The sequence below is a fragment of the Caballeronia sp. BCC1704 genome, assembly GCF_902833455.1.
In the GTDB taxonomy this organism is placed as follows: domain Bacteria; phylum Pseudomonadota; class Gammaproteobacteria; order Burkholderiales; family Burkholderiaceae; genus Caballeronia.
Genome location: NZ_CADFFT010000001.1, coordinates 1865944 through 1883393, shown reverse-complemented (window position 1 = coordinate 1883393; position 17450 = coordinate 1865944). Strand labels below are relative to the sequence as shown.

The window sequence follows — 17450 nt, the reverse complement described above, 5'->3', positions numbered from 1 at the left end:
ACTGCGGCGCGGCGGGCCCGGATTGCGGCCGTCGCGCGGCGGCGTTATACAGGAAGCGTGCACAGCTACGAAGGCAGACCATCATGAACGACGACCCGACCGATCCGCGCCCGCCTTCCCCAAACGTCGACGAAGCGCATCCGGATGTCGAGCATTTCGATGCGGCCATCACGCACGTCGATGAATCCGTCGCCGCCGGACGAATGGCCGCAGGCGCGGCAAAGGGCATCTTGTACAGCCTGATCGAGACGCTCGGCACGCTCGTCGGCGATCCCGATCTGCCTTCGCACGCCCGCTCGGGCTATGAAGGGCTGCTGGAGACTGCTCGGGAACTGCGCGCGAAGATCGAGCAGTAGTGTTCTCGCTTCGCGCTTTTCGGAAGGAGCGCAGGCGAGCGGGCTGCTCGCCCGTTGTGGGCTTGCCTGCGCTTGCGACTCGCTGTCGCGCGGGTTTCAGCGTTCTCTGTCTTCTTTTTCCTTGGCAACCGCCGCGCGGCTTGCCAGCCGGCGCACGCGCGCCCGTCGTGCGTTGGTTTTCTGTCAGTTTCGTGCCTGGTTGCCAAATATTTGCGCGCTAGCAAATACTGGTTAACCACACGGTGAAAAAAAAAGACACCAGTACGCGCGATTCTTTCGAATTCCATCCGCAAGCCATACACTTGCCAGCGATAAAAGTTGCGCTCGCGGCGCGATAGCGCGCCGGTTTCAGCGTCAACGACGAAGAATCCGCTCATACCGCACAAAGCAAGAGGAGAAGAAATGAAAGGCTTCAGACTGACCAAGGCCGCCGTCATCGCCGCGACCGCGTTCGCAGCCGCCGCGCCGGCGTTCGCTCAGAGCAGCGTGACGCTGTACGGTATCGTCGACGATTCGATCGTCTATCAGAACAGCCAGACGAATCTGGCGCGCAGCCAGCCGGGCCGCTCGAACGTGAAAATGGCGTCGGGCATCTGGGCGGGCAGCCGCTTCGGCCTGAAGGGCGCGGAAGATCTGGGCGGCGGCTACAAGGCCATCTTCCAGCTGGAATCGGGCTTCGATATCAATAGCGGCACCCAGCAGTTCACCAACGCGATGTTCGGCCGTCAGGCCTGGGTCGGTCTTACGAACGCGAACTACGGCACGGTGACGTTGGGCCGTCAGTACACGTCGTACTACACGCTGCTTTCGCCGTATAGCCCGACGAACTGGCTGACCGGCTATTTCGGCGCGCACCCGGGCGATATCGACAACATGGACACGATCTACCGGGCCAACAACTCGGTCGTGTACACCTCGCCGAAGCTGTACGGCTTCACGGTGAGCGGCTCGTACTCGTTCGCAGGCGTGCCGGGCAGCGCGTATCAGGGCTCGGCGTGGTCGGCGGCGGTGCAGTACGCGCAAGGTCCGGTCGGCATGACGGTCGCATTCGAGCGCTTCAACAATGCGGCCAACGGCGGCGGCATCTATAGCGGCAGCTCGGCGGTGGTCAACAACACCGCGGCCACCGACGGCACCGGCCAGCCGGGCGTCTCGGCGCTCACCGCGGGCTATCAGCGCGCGCAGGCGCAGAACCGCTTCGCCGTCGCGGGCGGCTACGCGTTCAACAGCGCGTGGGACATCTCGGTGACGTACTCGAACGTGCAGTACATCCCGGGCGTCAACTCGCTGTTCACGGATGAAGCCATCTTCAACACGGCGGGCACGGTGCTGCACTGGAAGGCATCGTCGGCATGGGACTTCGCCGCAGGCTACAGCTACACGTGGACGAGCAAGGCGAACGGCATCACGAGCGCGGCGACGTACCACCAGTTCAACCTGTCCCAATACTACGCGCTCTCGAAGCGCACGGGCTTCTACGCGCTCGAAGCGTTCCAGCGCGCGAACGGCAACACGCTGTCCGCGCCGACGGGCAACACGCCGGGCCGTCAGGTGACGGCGAACGCGACGCTCGGCGACGGCTTCCAGAATGCGCCGTCGGCCACGCGCAACATGTTCGGCGCGGGCGTGGGCATCATCCACCGCTTCTAAGCTACACCTGCTTCACAGCGAAACCGGACGCCTCGGCGTCCGGTCTTTTTGCCTTCACATTGCGCGAACGGTTTGCGTCAGATAAACATCCCGCCCGACACCTCGACGCGCTGGGCCGTCATCCAGCGGTTGCCGTCGGAGAGCATCGCGGCGATCGCGCCGCCTATGTCGTCCGGCAGGCCCACGCGCCCGAGCGCCGTGTTCTGCGCGACGAATTCGTTCACTTCCTGATCGTCGCGCACGACGCCGCCGCCGAAATCCGTTTCGATCGCGCCCGGGGCGATGGCATTGACCGTGATGCCGTGCGGTCCCAGCTCCTTCGCCAGATAGCGCGTCAGCACTTCGACGCCGCCTTTCATCGCCGCATACGCCGCGTAGCCCGGCAGCGCAAAGCGCGTCAGTCCGCTCGACACGTTCACGATGCTGCCTTCCTCGTGCAGAAACGGCAGCAGCGCCTGCGTCAGAAAGAACGGCCCCTTCAGGTGTGTGTTCACGAGCTGGTCGAACTGCTCGGGCGTCGTGTCGGCGAAAGCCGCGTGTATGCCGATTCCAGCGTTGTTCACGAGAAAATCAAAGTTCGTGCGATCGAACGATTGTTCGAGCGCCTTGCATACTTCGTCCGCGAAGGCGCTGAAGGTTTCGCTGCGGGAGACGTCGAGCTGCAGCATCGCGCACTTGCAGCCGAGTTCCTCGATTTCGCCGGCCACGGCTTCGGCCGCGGCCGCGTCGCTATGCCACGTACCGATGATGCCGACGCCCTGCTGCGCGAGCTTGAGTGCCGCGCTGCGCCCGAGCCCGCGGCCCGCGCCCGTGATGACTGCGACTTTCGCGCTCATGGTTCCGTCCACTGGCTGCTCCTTTAGGTTCGTCCTGCGAGTTGCGTTCCGCGAGTCGTATTTCGTATTGCATCGGGTGACTACAGCACTTTAGGACGACGCGGTCCGCAATGGAAACGTTGCGCCACTTCGCGCGGGACGGCGCGTCTCGGGCGCATGGCTTGCTTCCAGAAAACGACCTTAAGCATCCGAGGAGAAGCAGCGATGACAGCGCAAACGAATTCGAATGCAAAAGACCAGACCGGCTCGACGTCGGGCTCGGGCGACTCGATCGGACTCGAGCGGCCTTTTCGCCTGTTCGCCGTGGAGCAGCGCGTGCTGGCGCAGAACGTCGATGGCAAGGTGATCGACATCGGCGCCATGGAATCGAACGGCGGTGAGTACTGCGCGCGCCTGGACGTCGACGACATCACGGTCGAGCCGAAGCGCAGCCCCGAGCTCGCGCTGAAGGCGCTGGTCGATAAGCTGACGTTCGATTATCTCGACGGCCTTTTCACGAGCGAAGGCGAAGCCGAGGTGGCCGGCCGCTTGCAGGATTTCCCGAGCGTCGAGTTCGAACTGGAAGAACCGCTGCCGCGAGATATGGTGGATCGGACGCCGCCGCATTTGTTCTAGCGAGCGCTCGTTGTTCGGACCAGTGCCGAAAACGCATACAGAATACCGGACGGTCGGAGCTGGTCCGCAAGGCCAAGGTTGAGCGGCTCCTGAGCGCGTCCCGGCGACGCGCGCTTCTTTCTAGCAGACGTGCTGTATCCGCAGATACATCGTCATGAATTCTGTATGCAGGAGGATCTGGCCCTCACGTTCCGACTGGGAGCGCGCATAACTGGTCACGCAGGGAAGGGAATGCATCCAAAAAACCGGGTGTGCTGAGGCGATTCGCGAGGCTCGGATCGACCGTCTCGTTGAGCGCAGCCCCGGCGACGCGCGGCTCTTTCTTGCAGACGTCTTCGAGCAACGGATTCATTTTCGTGAATTCTGAATACGAATCGATGGGCTCGCACGAGTAAGCCTCTTTCGGGATCTGGATCGGCCGGTCGAACGTAAGGCCGTGCAGTTGTCCCTTCTGCCGTAGCCATTCCGCCGGAATCAGCGGTAGCAGATCGGCGGGATCGCGCGGCGGGCTCAAATAGCCGCCGCCCACGTTCGCGTGCGCGCCCGCGAACCATCGCTGTTCGAGCGGCAGCGTGCCGCGTTCCTCGGTGCCCTTCGTCCAGAGCGTCGGCTTGTAGAGCGAGCGGAACTCGTTCGCCGCTATCGCGTGGTAAGCCGCGCGCGTGGTATTGGCGAGCGTGGTGTCGTGGAAGTTGTAGTAGCTGGAGAAGCCTGGCACCGGCAGCCCGCCGATAGGAATACCCAGTTCGCCGACCGTATCCCACACGCCGATGAACGCGACATCCACCTCGCGCGCGAACTGCTTGCGGTACGCCTGCACGGAGTCGTCGGATGGCCCGACGCCCTGGTCGCGATAAATGCCGTACGCCTGATCGATGGATGCATCGCTCCAGTCATTCGACAGACCGCATTTTCGGATGAGCCCGGCCAGGCTGCGTGCGGAGTACGCACCGCGCGAGAAGCCGAAGATATAGATCGATGCATCGGGCTTGTACCGCTGGCACAGCCACGCATAGCCGCTCTTGATGTTCGCGGAGAGGCCGTCGCCGAACGCGCCGCCGAGAAACTTGTTCGCCAGCGCAAACAGGCCGTTGCCCTGCGTGCCGACGCCCGGCACGTAAAGCGTCTCCTGATCGTCGGTCTCGGGCGCGAGCTTGTAGAGCAGGTAGGCGTTGGTTCGGTCGTTCGGCTCGTTCCAGGTGCCGTCGAAGAAAATGGCGAGTCTCATGGCGGGCGTCTCCTGAACGTAGCGTTTCAGCTAACAGATAGGAGATCGCTGCGCCGCCCGCAAGGCCGCCTTTGCATGCAGCATGCAGCATGCAGACGGCGCGGCGACGCTGTATTTTGGCGGATACGGGAGAGGCTCGCGATCGCGCGTCGACGCACGCATCCCGTCTTCCTGCGGAGGTGAATGATGAATACCAAGCGCCTGAAGGCCATCGCCCTGATCGCGGGCGCCATGCTCGCGAGCGCAACGGCGCACGCACGCGACGATGGTCCGCGTTTCGCGCAGGATCGTCTCGATGCACTCGTCGCTCATCATGCGGAGGCGAGTCGGCACATATCCCATGGGCCTAGACAGGCAACGCCGCCCGAGGGCCGCGACGCACCCAAAGACGCGTCCTGAACGTTCTGCGTGGCTGGCTAGTCCCGTTGCTTCTTCCGACGCAATGGGCGGGAAGACTCGTGCCTGCGCGTCCAACGTTAAAAACGGTATGAGAATTGCTGCCGGCCCCGAGGCTCGCGGTCACCGCGCCGACGATCCTCCTCGCTGACCTCACTCAAGGCCATATGAACCGGACGACACCGACCCAGAAATCAACGAAAGCCCTATCCATCGCTCTCATCAGCGCGACCTTCCTCGCGGCGGGCTGTTCCGGCATCGGCCCTACGCGGCTCAAGGCCGATCAAGTGGACTATGCCCGCGCGCTCGGCGACGCGCAGAAGCGCGAGATTCTCGCTGCCATCGTCGGACTGCGTTTCGCCGATGCGCCATCGTTTCTCACGGTGAGCAGCATCATCGCCGCGTATACGTTCGATGCAACGGGCGGCGCAATTTTGAATGCCGGATCCGGCGCGCAGCCGAACTACGCGCAGGCCTCGGGCAGCGTGTCGTATTCCAATCACCCGACCTTCACCTTCACTCCGACGACCGGCGACGCGTACGCCAGTGCGTACATTCGCCCGCTCTCGCCGACGCTCGTGTTGCCGCTCGCGGAAAGCGGCATCCCTGTCGACCTGTTGCTGCGCATTACCGCGCAATCCATCGCGGGCCTGCAGAATGGCAATGCGCTCGGCGGTCCCAATGCGTCGGGCGCGCCGGAGTTCTTCCTGTTGCTTCAGGCGCTGCGCCGGCTGCAACTTGCCGGCGAATTGAATGTGGAAACGCGCGACCAAGATCATCAGCCGCGCATTTTCATGACGCTCGGCGCGACGCGCAGCGGCGCGAACAAGCAGACCGTCGACGACCTGGCGCTCGTGCGCAGGCTCTTGCATCTTTCGCCGAAGATGAAGACCTACGAGATCGTGTACGGGCAGTCGGCTGATCACGATCGCATTCCGATGGTCACGCGCTCGGTGCTCGGCATCCTCACCGATTTGGGCGCGCAGATTCCGGTGCCGGATGCGCAGGTCGGCAGCGGAGCGACGAAGCCGACGATCGGGCTCATCGGCGGCGAAACGCGTCCGACGATCGTCGTCAAAGTCGGCGAGAAAGCGCCGCCGGACGCCTATGTGAGCGTGCTTTACGACAAGTCGAACTACTGGATAGACCGCGCCGACTTCGACTCGAAATACGCATTCACCGTGGTACAGAACCTGATGGCGCTCGGAGAAGTGACGGATACGGCGAAGGCACCGGTCGTCACGATTCCGGCGAACTGATGCGCGGCATTTCGCATGCGACGTGTTGCATGCAGAATGCCGGCCGCAGTCTGTGCGCGGTTGCATAGCCTGTCGTTCGCATTCAGCCGCAGCGACGCGCGGGTCGAAGCGTTGCTTTTCGAAGGCGCCGCTAACCTTGAAGCGGACGCGGGCGGGAAAGCTCCGCGACGCGGGCGGCGGCTTACCTCAGCCTCACCCGCGCGCCCCGCATTTGGGTGCGGCGGGTTGCATGCAGGATGCCGGCCGCAGCCTTTCCGTATACGCAGACGCTGACGCTCGCGTTGAGCCGCAGCGACGCGCGTCGGCTGCATGCCTCTATCTAAATCGCGCGTCCCGCATTTTGCGTGCGTCGTGTTGCATGCAGAATGCCGGCCGCAGCCCTTCCGCACACGCATACACATACGCCCGCGTCTGGCCGCAGCGACGCGCGGGTCGAAGCGTTGCTTTCCTAAAGGCACCGCTATTCTGGAAGCGGAAGCGGAAGCGGAAGCGGAAGCGGAAGCGGAAGCAAAGCTCCGCGACGCGCGTTGGCCGCATGCCTTAACCTCGCCCGCACCCCGCATTTCGCATGCGGCGCGTTGCATGCAGAATGCCGGCCGCCTGTCCTCGCGCGCGTGTGAAGCCGCCGCTCCTCGAGCAGCGACCCGTGCCTGCACGCGTCGCTTTCTGAAAGGAGTCGTCAGCACCAACGCGCACGCGGGCAAAAAAAGCGCGTCGACGCGTGTTCCCCGCAACCTGAACCTTCGAAACGCGCGCGGCAGTTCGAGACATCGCAGTTCCAAAGTACTGCGCCCAGTGTGCATGACTGCCTTCCACTGACGCACACCCTTGTCGAACGCCCGGTCGGCCGCCGAACCAACGCAACCAGCAACCAACCACCCTCAACCCCGCCCACGCGCCCGGCAAACCATAAAGTACTGCGAACTAACCCACCAAGGCGCGTGCGGCACTGGACTCTTATGCACTGCATCCAAGACGAAGCGCTCGCTCACGAGCTTGCGAAGCTCGCGGAAATCGAACCCCTTATGCGTCGTCCGCGGGTTCGCCGGCCGGCTCACGCGCATGCCAATCATCGACTTGAGCAATTCGGCAGGCGTGTATTCGGACTTGAGCGTGCGGCTGCGGATCATCCAGTTCGACACTTTCGGCGCAATCGCGAGTCCGTACATGATCGGCACTGAAATGACGAGCGCGCCGTCCGGCTTCAGGATTCGCGCGGCGTCATCGAGCAGCGCGTCCACTTCGCGGGGATAAAGATGCTCGCAGACCTCGAAGGCCGTCAACACGTCCACGCTATGCGATGCAACCGTGTCCAGCGACTCCGCATACTTCACTTCGGCAAATGCGGGCGCCATGAACTTGTCATGGCCGATCAACGTGACGTCCCGTCGCGACTCGCCGAGCGTATGCAGAAAAAGGCCCGGTCCCGCGCCGAAGTCCACCACGGTTCCGCGTGCGGGGCATAGACCGGTGACGAGCTCGGTCGCCATGGTCATGCGCGCGCGATGGGCGAAGCGCGCGAGCGGATTGATCGAATTGACGGTTTGTTCTTCGTACGAGATTTCGCGCATGACAGAGTCCCCGTTGTTATGACTTTTATCGGACCGGCCAGGTCCGTATCTTGGCGCAGCACAGCGTTTTTTATTCGTCGTTTTCGGCGATATTGCCGGGACGCGCGTCCTCGTGCAATCGGCGGCGGTAGGCGTTAGACGCCGAACTTCTGCCGCCGCCCGCCATCGCGGTGGGCTGCGAAAATCGGCATCCACGCTACACCCAGAGCCAGATCCCGCATGCGATCAGCGCCACACTCCAGAGCCAGTCGACGTTGACCCAGCCCGTGCGCAGGAACGCGAGGCCAGTACGCTCGTGCAGCGACATGGCGGCCAGCGCAATGACCGCGATCACAACGAGCATCGCCACGGTATGCACCGACAGCGCGAGCGCTCCGGCTTCGAACGCAGCCGCCGAGGACGTGCCCGCCGCGCCTGCATTTGCACCCCCGCCCCCGCACAGCGGCAGCAGGGCGGGCACGAGCATCAAGCCCGCGCCATGCGCGCTGGACATCACGAATGACCATAGCGCGAGACCCGCGAGGCCGGTCCGCATGCCCACCGTCGGCCGTCCGCGATGTCCGCGCCACGCACGCCATGCGCCCCAGCCGATCAGACACACGCCAGAACCGCGCGCAAGCGTCTCATGATCCACCACCGAGCCGAGCGTCAGCACGCCCGCGAGCACGAGCGCAACCGACGCCGCATGCCCGAGCGCAATCGGCACGAGCGACACCAGCACCACGCGCCTGCTATGCGCATAGAGACCGAGTGCGAGCGCGAAGAGCCATCCCATCGCGGGATTCACGCCATGAAACGCGCCGAGGCCCGCCGCCGTGAGCCAGAGCGAGGGCGGGGCGGCATTCATGTGATGACGTCCGACGTGAGCATCAAGGATAACAATAGGAGTCCGAAGAACAATCGCCGCCTTGCAGCCGGATCTGATGCGGGCGGTGTCCCTTCGGCCAGTCGATGAAGAACTTTTCGTCGATGGAGAGGCCGCCGTTTGGATCGGCGTCGAGCTTGACCATCCATCCGTCGATGCCTTCGGGGTAGAACTGCGCATCGACCGCGCCGTAGAGCGAGTTGGTGAAATACACGCGTCGTCCGTCGCGGCTGACTTCGACCATCTGTGGCCCGCCGTTGAGCGAACCGTTCTTCGCGCCCGCATGCGTCGCGCGCGCGACCACGCCGCCGATGCGGACCTTGCCCGTGAGTTTCGGCGCGAAGGGGTCGGAGACATCGTATTGCAGCATGTCGCCCGTGCCCCAGCATGACACGTAGAGGAAGCGGTCATCCATCGAGAGATCGATATCGGACACGAGCGGCGGCACCGCGCCGAAGCCCTGCAAGAGCGGGGGCAGCACCGAGGCATCGGCGGGCTCAGCCGGAATATCGATCACTTTCTTCACCGCCCACTTGTCCTTGTCGCGATACCACGTCCAGATCGACGAAGACAGGTCCTTCAGGCTAATCACGCAATTGACGAAGCCATACGCCTTGGTCGGATCGTGGGCGGGCCGCAGTTCGAAGACGAGTTGATACTCGTCGCCGAAGTCGATCTCCTGTAGATGCTTTCGCTTCGTGAAGTCCCAGAAATGCAGCTTGCGCCCGTACTTCGCGCCGAGCAGCAGTTCCGGCACGAGGCCCTCTTCGAAGGTGTCGGGCGTGCCCCATTCGCTCGTGACCATCGTGTCGTAGCCGAGATGCCACCAGCCGTCGTAGGCCAGTTGCTGCGGTCCGCGATCCACTTCCCAGCGGCCCAGTGGATCGAAGCTCTGTTGATCGAGCAGCAGCACGCCGCCGGGCGCCTTGCCTTCGGCGTTGCCGAGCGCGGTGACATAGATGCCGCCCGGTCCGCAATGAACCGTATGCGGGCGCGTATAGCCCGTTTTCTCGGCAAGTTCTTCGGGCTCGATCGTCTTGACGATGACCGGCTTCGTCGGGTCAGGCTTCGTATCGACGATATGAATCCGCGACGAGCGCAGTCCCGGCACGACGAGATAGCGCCGCTCCATATGCGGATGCGGCGCGTTCGGGCACAGACACGACGAGCACGCGTTCCAGCCGAAGTGATGCAGTTCGTCGCCGGCGTCGGGCATCGCCAGTTCGCCGACGATCTGCGCATAGCTCGATGAATCCGGGTCCACATCGACGACGGCGAGCTTGTCCGGACTCTTGCGCTCGGGATCGAACGTCGCAACGTAGGCGAGCGTTTCGCGGGGCGCCTTCGCAGCAAGACGCGGGGAAGGGTAGAAGCTCGGGTCGGGTTTCCATGTCGCCATGTCGTGTCTCCCTCATGCGGTCCTCTGCACTATAGGACATGGTTAGAGCGCATGCGGCGGCTCGCATATAAGGGATTGCGCAATACAAAGCTGTCGCGTCGCAATCCCGTCTGGCTTAGACTGGGCACTTCTCAAAAGAGGACGGTTCCACGGATGTTCAGCTACGTAGGCGGCTGCGTGCTCTTCGCCGCACTTTTACACGCGACCTGGAACGCGATGCTGCACGGCAACGCGGACCGCTTCCTCTCCATGACGTGGATGAGCCTTTGCATCGGCATCGTGTCCGTCGTGGCCATTCCGTTCTTGCCGCTGCCCGCGAGCGGCGCATGGCCGTGCATCGTGGCGTCGGGGCTCGTGCATATCGGCTATAACATGGCGCTCGTGCGCGCCTATCAGGGCGGCGACCTCGGCGCGACGTATCCCATCGCGCGCGGTTCTTCGCCGATGCTCGTCGCACTCGGCGCGGCATTCTTCGCGCGCGAGCATCCGGGCGCGCTTCCCGTGGTGGGTATCGTGATGGTGTCGGCGGGCATCGTATGGCTCGCGTTGCAGCGCGGCAATCTGTCGGGAAAGGGCGCGTTGGCCGCGTTCGTCACGGGCGCGACCATTGCCGTCTACACCGTGATCGACGGCATCGGCGTGCGGGCTTCGGGGCACGCGCTCTCCTATACGGCGTGGATGTTCGCGTTCTATCTGCTGATGCTGCCGCTTTTCGTCGCGCTGCGAGGGCGGCATGCGTTGCGCGCGCCCGCCGCCGCCGTCGCGCAGAACGTGGCCGGCGGGCTCGTGTCGGTGGCCGCATACGGCATCGTCATCTGGGCGATGCAGTTCGGCGCGATGGGCGCCGTCTCCGCTCTGCGCGAAACCAGCGTCGTGTTCGCGGCGCTCATCGGGCGCATCTTCCTCGGCGAGCAACTGACCGCGCGACGCCTGCTGGCCTGTTGCGTGATCGCGGCGGGCGCGGTGTGCATCGGCGCATGAGATTCGCGTGTCTTGCAGCGACGCCAGCACCTACAATAAAAGCGTTGCCCCTCGAGCCCGAAGGAGGTTGCGATGACCGAGCCGATGATCAGCTTGATGGTGGGAGTCGTCGTGGTGTTATGCGCCATCGTGATTCTCGTGATGCATCACAAACATCCGAACATTCATCCGCCGAAAGCGCGCTGGCTGGACACGCATCCGCCGCGAGACTGGACGCATCGCAGGCACTGAACGAGCGTGCGGACGCGAACGGCGCCGGTCCACGCCGGCGCTTCTCGGGTCAACCATGCATATCAACGCCGCGGGCCTTTCATCGCTTCGGCTTCCATTGCCGCGTGCCATTCCTCGCTGCTTTCGATCGGGTCCATGACATCGTCGATGAAAGCCGAAGCCCGTTCGGCCACCGCGCGGGCGTCATCGTCCGCGACTTCATCCAGCGCGCTTTCTTCGTCGGGCGGCTCCAGCATGTCGCGCAGCATCGCGCGCAATTCGGGTGTATTCCACGGCTCGCCGCGCTGCTTTTTCTTCTTGATGTAGTGTCTGACTTCGGCGTCCTGCTCAGGCGTGAGCGGTAGGCCGCGGAACGTGCGGTTCGCGTCTAGATCGATCATTCCAACCTCCTCGCCCGATGCACGCGTGCGATCGAGCGCCCTCAGTGTAGCCCCGTTTCTGCCGATGGATGCGCCGCGTCGCTCTGCATGAAGCCGGCGGCTCGCGCCACGCCGCATGCGTCGTATAGAATGGCCCGCTTTTCCGAACAACATCGAAAGCGCCGCCATGTGGTTCAAGAATCTTCAGCTTCACCGTCTTCCCGTTCACTGGACCGTCACGCCCGATCAGATGCAGAAGTGGCTCGCGCCGCTTGCTTTCAGCGATGCATCGAGCATCGAAAACGAGCGGCGCGGCTGGGTCTCGCCACGCGGCGACGATGCGCTCGTCTACACCGTGAATCGCCAGATGCTGCTCACGTACCGCGCGGAGAAAAAGCTCTTGCCCGCGTCGGTAGTCACGCAATTCACGAAGGAACGCGCGCTGGAACTCGAAGAGCAGCAGGGCTTCAAGCCGGGCCGCAAGCAGATGCGCGAACTGAAGGAGCAGGTGACCGATGAACTGCTGCCGCGCGCGTTCAGCATTCGCCGCGATACGCGCGTGTGGATCGACCCGGTGCACGGCTGGCTCGCCATCGATGCGGCATCGGCCACGCTCGCCGACGACATCATCGGCTTGCTGGTGAAGTCGGTCACGGACTTGCCGCTCGCCAGCGTGCGCGTCGCGCGCTCGGCTGTTTCGGCGATGACGGAATGGCTGCTGACGGGCGACGCGCCCGTGGGCTTCACGCTCGATCGCGACACGGAACTGCGTTCGGCGGGCGAGGGCAATGCGACCGTGCGCTACGTCGGTCACGCGCTGGAAGCGGAGGACATGCGCCGCCATATCGAAGCCGGCAAGCAGTGCATGCGTCTTGCGATGACCTGGGACGACCGCGTGTCGTTCGTGCTCACGCCGTCGCTCACGCTCAAGCGCGTGAGCCCGCTCGACGTCATCAAGGAAGCAGCCGATCCCACCGCCGCGAACGACGACGAACGCTTCGAATCGGACTTCCTGCTGATGACGGGCGAGCTCGCGCGCCTTTTCGCGGCGCTGACCGAAGCGCTCGGCGGCGAAGAAGACTTGCGCGCGGCGGCCTGACGCGGGCGATCGCCCAGCAAAGCGGAGTTATGAGGCCGCCGACGCGAACGCGTAGCCGTTCTTGCCGTTGCGCTTGACGGCGTACATGGTTTCGTCGGCGGTCGCGACGAGCCGCCAGTAATCGGTCACGCGATCCGGAAAGCTCGCGATGCCGATGCTCGCGCGCACGAGCGACAAGCCCATGCGCGTGTCCGTTTCCGCGACGCAATGGATGATGCGTTGCGCAATGGCCGCCAGTTCCAGATCGCTCGAAAACTCTCTGACCAGCACCGCGAATTCGTCGCCGCCGATGCGCGCGACGATATCGCTGTTGCGCACGGTCTGCCGGAAACGCCGCGACACGGCGATCAGGAATTCATCGCCGATGCGGTGGCCGAGCGTGTCGTTGACGCGCTTGAAGCCGTCGAGATCGATATACAGCACGGCGATGCGCTTCGCCTGCGAACCGTCGGCGAGCGCTTCCGCCGATTCCTCCAGCGCCGCGAAGAGCTTGCGGCGATTGGGCAGATCGGTCATCGCGTCGTGCAGCGACGCATGCTCGAATTCGCTGGAGATGCCGACGAGCTGCCGATTGCGTTTTGCATACATGCCGAGCGCCGTGATGAGCACGCCGAACACGACCGCCGTTAATGCAATCAACGTGTGCGACACGCTGACGATGCGCGCGCGCACGTCGCTGCTCGCGCGATCGCGTTGCTCGCGCCAGTAGGCGTCGGCGGAATCGAGCGCGGCGCTCGCCTGATTGAAGTCCGCCGCCGCGGATAGCGCGGAGGGCGGCAACGCGGGCGCGGGCGTGGGACTCGACGCGATCAGCGCGTGCAGGCTCGCGAGCCGAGCCGCCCACTCGATGCGCGCCTCGCGGTATGCGGCACGATGCTGCGCGTCGGTGGCGGACGCGTCCTTCAGCGCGATCGACGAAGCGCGCGCCGCGTCCGCGCGCTCGACGGCCTGAAGCACGAGCCCGACGTATTCCTGCTCGAGCTGCGCGGAGAAGATGCCGCGCACCTGATACGCGAGAAACAGCAGGCCGATCAGAAGACACAGCAGCGCGGCGGCGGCCATCGGCGCCGGGCCAGGCATGCGCAGCCGCCCGGCCTGCGCGCGGGCTTCGTCGAACACACGCGCGGCGCGCGCCGCCAGCGCCTGCGTCGCGCCGTTCTCACGGACGGGAATATTCCTCTCGCTGGCCGGATGTGGCATTGCGTCGATAGCTCACTCGATGAAAGAACGCGCCCACGCGGGCAAAAAGTCCCGGCTCGGCCTTGGCGCGCGACGCTCGATGCCGGGCCTCTTTCGCCTGCGCCGTGCGCACCGCCTGGCCGCTTGCGCCGCGATTAGGGCGATTCGCCGCGACCGTCTGCGACGCAGGAGTCGCCGCCGTTCGCGATGGCGACGCCGCATCTTGCGCTGCGCCGGCGACGGTCGCGGCCGTGGCCACCGGCGCGACCGCGACGGGTCCGAGGCTCGTCGTGCCGGATGTGTCGGCGGGCGGGTTGTCGGCGAGTGCCGTGGTGTCCGCGTGCGCCGCGACGAGGCTCGTGGTGGGCGGTGGTGCCTGCACGACGCCCGACGACAGCGTTTGCGCGGGCGGTCCGGCCGCGATCACCGGCTGGTCGATGCCGAGCGTGCGGCGCGCGCTCGCCATCGCTTCCGTATAGACGCGCTGGTCGTGGTTGAACCACATGCTGTAGGCGACCGTGCCGAGCACGCCGATGCCGAGCGCGCTCGCCGACGCCATCCAGAGCGCGAGCCGCCCGAAGCGCAGGGGGGCGCGCGGCGCGTCGAGATCGTCGTCGAAGTCGGGCGCGGTCTCGGACGCGGCTAGCGGTACGGAAGGATCGTTCGCTGGCGTCGCGACGCCAGCGAACGGCTCTTCGGGTAGTTCAGCGTGGTGAGGCATGGCTGCGCTCTCCAGAACATGTACATCAGCGGCGGACACCGACCGCGCGCGTGCTCGTGCGCGGGTCGCCGCAGGAAGCCGGATGAGGCGCGTAAGCGAAGCGGACGTGAGCCCTTACGCTGCGCGCGTCATTCGAAATGAATAATCAAACTGAAAAAGCGTGCGGCCGATCTCGACGGCGTTGCCCCGAGCGTGGCTCATCGGGAAGCGGAGAACCGGCCGTTCCGCCTGCAACGATGTAAGGCTTGCCGCAGGCCGGCAAAATCTGCCAATCGCCAGTAGCCACTGTGTTGCGCGACGCGCGCTGCCGGCCGCAAGCCGCACTGCGCATGACGCTGCCGCACGTGACCGCGCGAATACCGAATACTACCGTAGCATCGAGTAGGCCAGCCGACCGCAATCGCCATTCCTCAGATCAGCGAGGCTTCGCTTGGTTGCCTTGCGCACAGACCGAAGCGGCGAATGCATGCAGCGCCGCTCATTCTAACGTTTTCGGCGACTGGCGATGACGAGCGCGATACCGCCGAGAATCGCCACCGAACTGACGACGAGGCGGACACTGAGCGCCTCGCCGAGCAGCGCGACGCCGCCTCCTGCCGCAAGCACCGGCACGCTCAGTTGCACGGTCGCGGCGGTCGCGGGTTCGAGCTTCTTCAGTGCCGCATACCAGATGATGTATCCGAGTCCCGACGTCAGCGCGCCCGAGGCCAGCGCATAGCCGAAGCCGGCGGCGTCGAACGTCGCGTGCCGGTAAGCGAGCGCGAAAACCGCCGCCGCGATGGGAAACGCGCGCAGGAAATTGCCGGCGGTCGCGGCGGTCGGATCAGCGAGACCGCGGCCTCTTAGCGAATACACGCCCCAGCCGACACCCGCGACGACCATCAGCGCCGATGACAAAGGCTGCGGTGCGGCCAGTCCCGGCAGCACGAGCCAGACAAGGCCGGCGAGCGCGAGCGTCAGGCCGAGCCATTGACGCGCGGTAAGCCGTTCGCCGCGAAAGAGACCGTAGCCGATCATCGTCGCCTGCACCGCGCCGAAGAGCAGCAGCGCGCCCGCGCCGGCCGACAGCGCGACATAGGCATAGGAGAAGGCGACCGCATAGAGCGTGAGCATCGCGGCCGACGCCCAGCTTCCGGCGCGCCGCGCATGGCCGCCGCGCGCCGCGAGAATCAGCCACAGCACGAGCGCCGCCGACGCGATGCGCACGAACGTGAACGTCGCGGCATCGATGCTGGTGCCCTTCAGCGCCAGGCGACACAGCAGCGAATTGCCGGCGAACGCGAGCATCGCGAGCGCGGCGAGCGTGGCGGTGCGCGCTGGCGACGACGCATCGGGATAGGCTTCGTCCATCGAAAGTCCCGGCGATGGCAACGCGCCCAATGTATTCCAACCGTGCCGCGCGGGCATCGCGCGGTGCGTCAGTCGGTGTGTCAGTCGGCGTGTCAGTCGGTGCGAAAGGCGGGCGGCTTCTCCGGCTGCGGCAAGCCGAAACGCTCGAACTCCGAGATCACCTGCGCGCCGAAGAGCAGCAGCGTCGCGAGCGCTTCGAGGCTGAAGAGCACGACGATCGACGTCGTGAGCGACCCGTACACCACGCTCACCTGCGAAAGCGTCGCGAAGTACCAGACGAGCACGTGGCGCGTGATTTCCCAGAGCAGGGCGGCGGTGATGCTGCCGAGCAGCGCGAGCCTGAACGAGGGCCGGCCCACCGGCATCACGAGATAGATGGACGTCAGCACGAACACCTCGCCCGCCACGCCGAGCAGATACAGCAGCAGCCGCGACGCGCCCTTGAGCGAGACTTCGAAGCCGAGCAGGGTGACGCTGTTATCGCCCATTGCCTGAAGGCCGTTCGACACCAGCGTGACGATCAGCATGCCCACGCCGAGAAAGAGGATGTAGCAGTACGGCAGCAGCGCGGACCAGAGAAAGTGGCGCCGTCGAATGGCGACGCGGTGCACGAAGATGACCGACATCGCGTTTTCCAGCACCGTGAAGGCGAGCGAGCTGAAGAAGATCATCGTGACGAGAAGCAGCCAGCCGATCACCGCGCGATGCGTCAGAAAATTGGCGAGCTCGCGCACGATGGCGCGCGCCTGTCCCGGCACGAGCCATTCCAGCAGATGCGCGAGCGTGTCCAGCAACTCCTGCTGACCGACGAACTTCGACAGCACGATCACGATGAGAATCAGGAGCGGCACGATGGAAAGCAGCGCGTAATACGCCACCGCGCCGGCGAGCAGCATGCCCTGATTCGCGCGGAACGCCTTCACCGTCCGCGTGAGAAATCCGAGCGGATGGCGCGCGACGCTTTTGATCTGTGGCCCGAGCACGGGGCCGAGAATCTTCGACATGGAACCTCCGCGGCGCGTGTGCGGCCCTCGCACGATGGCCAGCCCCATGTTCAGGGCGACGGGACGACAAGCCGCCAAGCAACTTGCACGCCCGAAGCGCGGTTTATCCCGCGCGATGCGCCTTCGTGCGGCGTGCGGCGGCTTGCTGCGCGGCTTCTTCGAACGCGATGTCGAGCAGCGCATCGACGTCCTGTGCCGGCAGATCGGCCGCGTCGATGCGGCGCAACCGGCAGATGAGCGCGAGGGCTTCGGCGGCGGCGGCGAAGGCGAGATTCACATCGCGGGCGGGAAGGCGTTTTTTTCTCATGCCCCGCATATCGGCAAGCGCGCCGTTTTACTTTAATCTCTCTG

At 64.9% G+C, this 17450-nt stretch carries 19 protein-coding genes; 8 read left to right on the top strand and 11 right to left on the bottom strand.

Annotated features, from left to right (window positions below):
* Positions 1-83: 83 nt before the first annotated feature.
* Both HWX53_RS08810 and HWX53_RS08805 read left to right on the top strand, forming a co-directional pair.
* The gene (locus HWX53_RS08810) at positions 84-356 is read left to right on the top strand and encodes a hypothetical protein (protein WP_175940369.1); all 273 of its coding nucleotides are present in this window, start codon (positions 84-86) and stop codon (positions 354-356) included.
* Between the two features lie 402 nt (positions 357-758).
* Positions 759-2006 (top strand): porin, encoded by a 1248-nt coding sequence (locus tag HWX53_RS08805; RefSeq protein WP_175940368.1) that lies wholly within the window; start codon positions 759-761, stop codon positions 2004-2006.
* Between the two features lie 77 nt (positions 2007-2083).
* On the opposite strand, the gene HWX53_RS08800 is transcribed toward HWX53_RS08805, so the two are convergent.
* Entirely contained in the window at positions 2084-2842 is a 759-nt protein-coding gene (locus HWX53_RS08800) for an SDR family oxidoreductase (protein WP_175940367.1), read from the bottom strand.
* A 204-nt stretch (positions 2843-3046) separates the two neighbouring features.
* Between HWX53_RS08800 and HWX53_RS08795 the strand changes: the two genes are divergently transcribed.
* Positions 3047-3457 carry a hypothetical protein gene (locus HWX53_RS08795; RefSeq protein ID WP_244140019.1) on the top strand — a complete coding sequence of 137 codons (411 nt, stop codon included), beginning with the start codon at positions 3047-3049 and terminating at the stop codon, positions 3455-3457.
* A gap of 184 nt (positions 3458-3641) precedes the next feature.
* Here HWX53_RS08795 and HWX53_RS08790 read toward each other — a convergent pair whose 3' ends face one another.
* Positions 3642-4685 carry a DUF2235 domain-containing protein gene (locus HWX53_RS08790; RefSeq protein WP_175940366.1) on the bottom strand — a complete coding sequence of 348 codons (1044 nt, stop codon included), beginning with the start codon at positions 4683-4685 and terminating at the stop codon, positions 3642-3644.
* A 183-nt stretch (positions 4686-4868) separates the two neighbouring features.
* Between HWX53_RS08790 and HWX53_RS08785 the strand changes: the two genes are divergently transcribed.
* Together HWX53_RS08785 and HWX53_RS08780 are read left to right on the top strand one after the other, a co-directional pair.
* Positions 4869-5084 carry a hypothetical protein gene (locus HWX53_RS08785; RefSeq protein ID WP_244140018.1) on the top strand — a complete coding sequence of 72 codons (216 nt, stop codon included), beginning with the start codon at positions 4869-4871 and terminating at the stop codon, positions 5082-5084.
* A 164-nt stretch (positions 5085-5248) separates the two neighbouring features.
* Positions 5249-6340 carry a hypothetical protein gene (locus HWX53_RS08780; protein ID WP_175940364.1) on the top strand — a complete coding sequence of 364 codons (1092 nt, stop codon included), beginning with the start codon at positions 5249-5251 and terminating at the stop codon, positions 6338-6340.
* Between the two features lie 881 nt (positions 6341-7221).
* Here HWX53_RS08780 and HWX53_RS08775 read toward each other — a convergent pair.
* The 3 genes from HWX53_RS08775 to HWX53_RS08765 form a co-directional block, all read right to left on the bottom strand.
* Positions 7222-7911, bottom strand: coding sequence for a methyltransferase domain-containing protein (locus tag HWX53_RS08775; RefSeq protein WP_244140017.1), 690 nt, complete (start codon positions 7909-7911; stop codon positions 7222-7224).
* Positions 7912-8107: 196 nt separating this feature from the next.
* Positions 8108-8758 carry a hypothetical protein gene (locus HWX53_RS08770; protein WP_175940363.1) on the bottom strand — a complete coding sequence of 217 codons (651 nt, stop codon included), beginning with the start codon at positions 8756-8758 and terminating at the stop codon, positions 8108-8110.
* 22 nt (positions 8759-8780) lie between these two features.
* Positions 8781-10175 (bottom strand): selenium-binding family protein, encoded by a 1395-nt coding sequence (locus HWX53_RS08765; protein ID WP_175940362.1) that lies wholly within the window; start codon positions 10173-10175, stop codon positions 8781-8783.
* 153 nt (positions 10176-10328) lie between these two features.
* On the opposite strand from HWX53_RS08765, the gene HWX53_RS08760 reads away from it, so the two are divergent.
* Both HWX53_RS08760 and HWX53_RS08755 read left to right on the top strand, forming a co-directional pair.
* Positions 10329-11156: a DMT family transporter gene (locus HWX53_RS08760; protein WP_175940361.1), complete on the top strand. Its 828-nt coding sequence runs from the start codon at positions 10329-10331 to the stop codon at positions 11154-11156.
* Between the two features lie 72 nt (positions 11157-11228).
* Positions 11229-11387: a hypothetical protein gene (locus HWX53_RS08755; RefSeq protein WP_175940360.1), complete on the top strand. Its 159-nt coding sequence runs from the start codon at positions 11229-11231 to the stop codon at positions 11385-11387.
* Positions 11388-11449: 62 nt separating this feature from the next.
* On the opposite strand, the gene HWX53_RS08750 is transcribed toward HWX53_RS08755, so the two are convergent.
* Positions 11450-11767: a hypothetical protein gene (locus tag HWX53_RS08750; protein WP_175940359.1), complete on the bottom strand. Its 318-nt coding sequence runs from the start codon at positions 11765-11767 to the stop codon at positions 11450-11452.
* Between the two features lie 166 nt (positions 11768-11933).
* Here HWX53_RS08750 and HWX53_RS08745 point away from each other — a divergent pair, with 166 nt between their 5' ends.
* Complete coding sequence (locus tag HWX53_RS08745) at positions 11934-12845, top strand: recombination-associated protein RdgC (RefSeq protein ID WP_175940358.1); 912 nt, start codon at positions 11934-11936, stop codon at positions 12843-12845.
* 27 nt (positions 12846-12872) lie between these two features.
* Here the strand turns inward: HWX53_RS08745 and HWX53_RS08740 are convergent, their stop codons facing one another.
* From HWX53_RS08740 to HWX53_RS08720, 5 genes are all read right to left on the bottom strand, one after another.
* Entirely contained in the window at positions 12873-13925 is a 1053-nt protein-coding gene (locus tag HWX53_RS08740) for a GGDEF domain-containing protein (RefSeq protein WP_175940656.1), read from the bottom strand.
* A gap of 79 nt (positions 13926-14004) precedes the next feature.
* Positions 14005-14745: a hypothetical protein gene (locus HWX53_RS08735; RefSeq protein WP_175940357.1), complete on the bottom strand. Its 741-nt coding sequence runs from the start codon at positions 14743-14745 to the stop codon at positions 14005-14007.
* Between the two features lie 483 nt (positions 14746-15228).
* Positions 15229-16095: a DMT family transporter gene (locus HWX53_RS08730; protein ID WP_175940356.1), complete on the bottom strand. Its 867-nt coding sequence runs from the start codon at positions 16093-16095 to the stop codon at positions 15229-15231.
* A 92-nt stretch (positions 16096-16187) separates the two neighbouring features.
* The gene (locus HWX53_RS08725; RefSeq protein ID WP_175940355.1) at positions 16188-17099 is read right to left on the bottom strand and encodes a YihY/virulence factor BrkB family protein; all 912 of its coding nucleotides are present in this window, start codon (positions 17097-17099) and stop codon (positions 16188-16190) included.
* A 103-nt stretch (positions 17100-17202) separates the two neighbouring features.
* Entirely contained in the window at positions 17203-17406 is a 204-nt protein-coding gene (locus HWX53_RS08720) for a hypothetical protein (protein WP_175940354.1), read from the bottom strand.
* Positions 17407-17450: the final 44 nt, after the last annotated feature.

Excerpts from the sequence above, each read along its gene's own strand:
- HWX53_RS08810 (WP_175940369.1), top strand. The coding sequence starts at position 84 with ATGAACGACGACCCGACCGATCCGCGCCCGCCTTCCCCAAACGTCGAC.
- HWX53_RS08805 (WP_175940368.1), top strand. The coding sequence starts at position 759 with ATGAAAGGCTTCAGACTGACCAAGGCCGCCGTCATCGCCGCGACCGCG.
- HWX53_RS08800 (WP_175940367.1), bottom strand. The coding sequence starts at position 2,842 with ATGAGCGCGAAAGTCGCAGTCATCACGGGCGCGGGCCGCGGGCTCGGG.
- HWX53_RS08795 (WP_244140019.1), top strand. The coding sequence starts at position 3,047 with ATGACAGCGCAAACGAATTCGAATGCAAAAGACCAGACCGGCTCGACG.
- HWX53_RS08790 (WP_175940366.1), bottom strand. The coding sequence starts at position 4,685 with ATGAGACTCGCCATTTTCTTCGACGGCACCTGGAACGAGCCGAACGAC.
- HWX53_RS08785 (WP_244140018.1), top strand. The coding sequence starts at position 4,869 with ATGATGAATACCAAGCGCCTGAAGGCCATCGCCCTGATCGCGGGCGCC.
- HWX53_RS08780 (WP_175940364.1), top strand. The coding sequence starts at position 5,249 with ATGAACCGGACGACACCGACCCAGAAATCAACGAAAGCCCTATCCATC.
- HWX53_RS08775 (WP_244140017.1), bottom strand. The coding sequence starts at position 7,911 with ATGCGCGAAATCTCGTACGAAGAACAAACCGTCAATTCGATCAATCCG.
- HWX53_RS08770 (WP_175940363.1), bottom strand. The coding sequence starts at position 8,758 with ATGAATGCCGCCCCGCCCTCGCTCTGGCTCACGGCGGCGGGCCTCGGC.
- HWX53_RS08765 (WP_175940362.1), bottom strand. The coding sequence starts at position 10,175 with ATGGCGACATGGAAACCCGACCCGAGCTTCTACCCTTCCCCGCGTCTT.
- HWX53_RS08760 (WP_175940361.1), top strand. The coding sequence starts at position 10,329 with ATGTTCAGCTACGTAGGCGGCTGCGTGCTCTTCGCCGCACTTTTACAC.
- HWX53_RS08755 (WP_175940360.1), top strand. The coding sequence starts at position 11,229 with ATGACCGAGCCGATGATCAGCTTGATGGTGGGAGTCGTCGTGGTGTTA.
- HWX53_RS08750 (WP_175940359.1), bottom strand. The coding sequence starts at position 11,767 with ATGATCGATCTAGACGCGAACCGCACGTTCCGCGGCCTACCGCTCACG.
- HWX53_RS08745 (WP_175940358.1), top strand. The coding sequence starts at position 11,934 with ATGTGGTTCAAGAATCTTCAGCTTCACCGTCTTCCCGTTCACTGGACC.
- HWX53_RS08740 (WP_175940656.1), bottom strand. The coding sequence starts at position 13,925 with ATGCCTGGCCCGGCGCCGATGGCCGCCGCCGCGCTGCTGTGTCTTCTG.
- HWX53_RS08735 (WP_175940357.1), bottom strand. The coding sequence starts at position 14,745 with ATGCCTCACCACGCTGAACTACCCGAAGAGCCGTTCGCTGGCGTCGCG.
- HWX53_RS08730 (WP_175940356.1), bottom strand. The coding sequence starts at position 16,095 with ATGGACGAAGCCTATCCCGATGCGTCGTCGCCAGCGCGCACCGCCACG.
- HWX53_RS08725 (WP_175940355.1), bottom strand. The coding sequence starts at position 17,099 with ATGTCGAAGATTCTCGGCCCCGTGCTCGGGCCACAGATCAAAAGCGTC.
- HWX53_RS08720 (WP_175940354.1), bottom strand. The coding sequence starts at position 17,406 with ATGAGAAAAAAACGCCTTCCCGCCCGCGATGTGAATCTCGCCTTCGCC.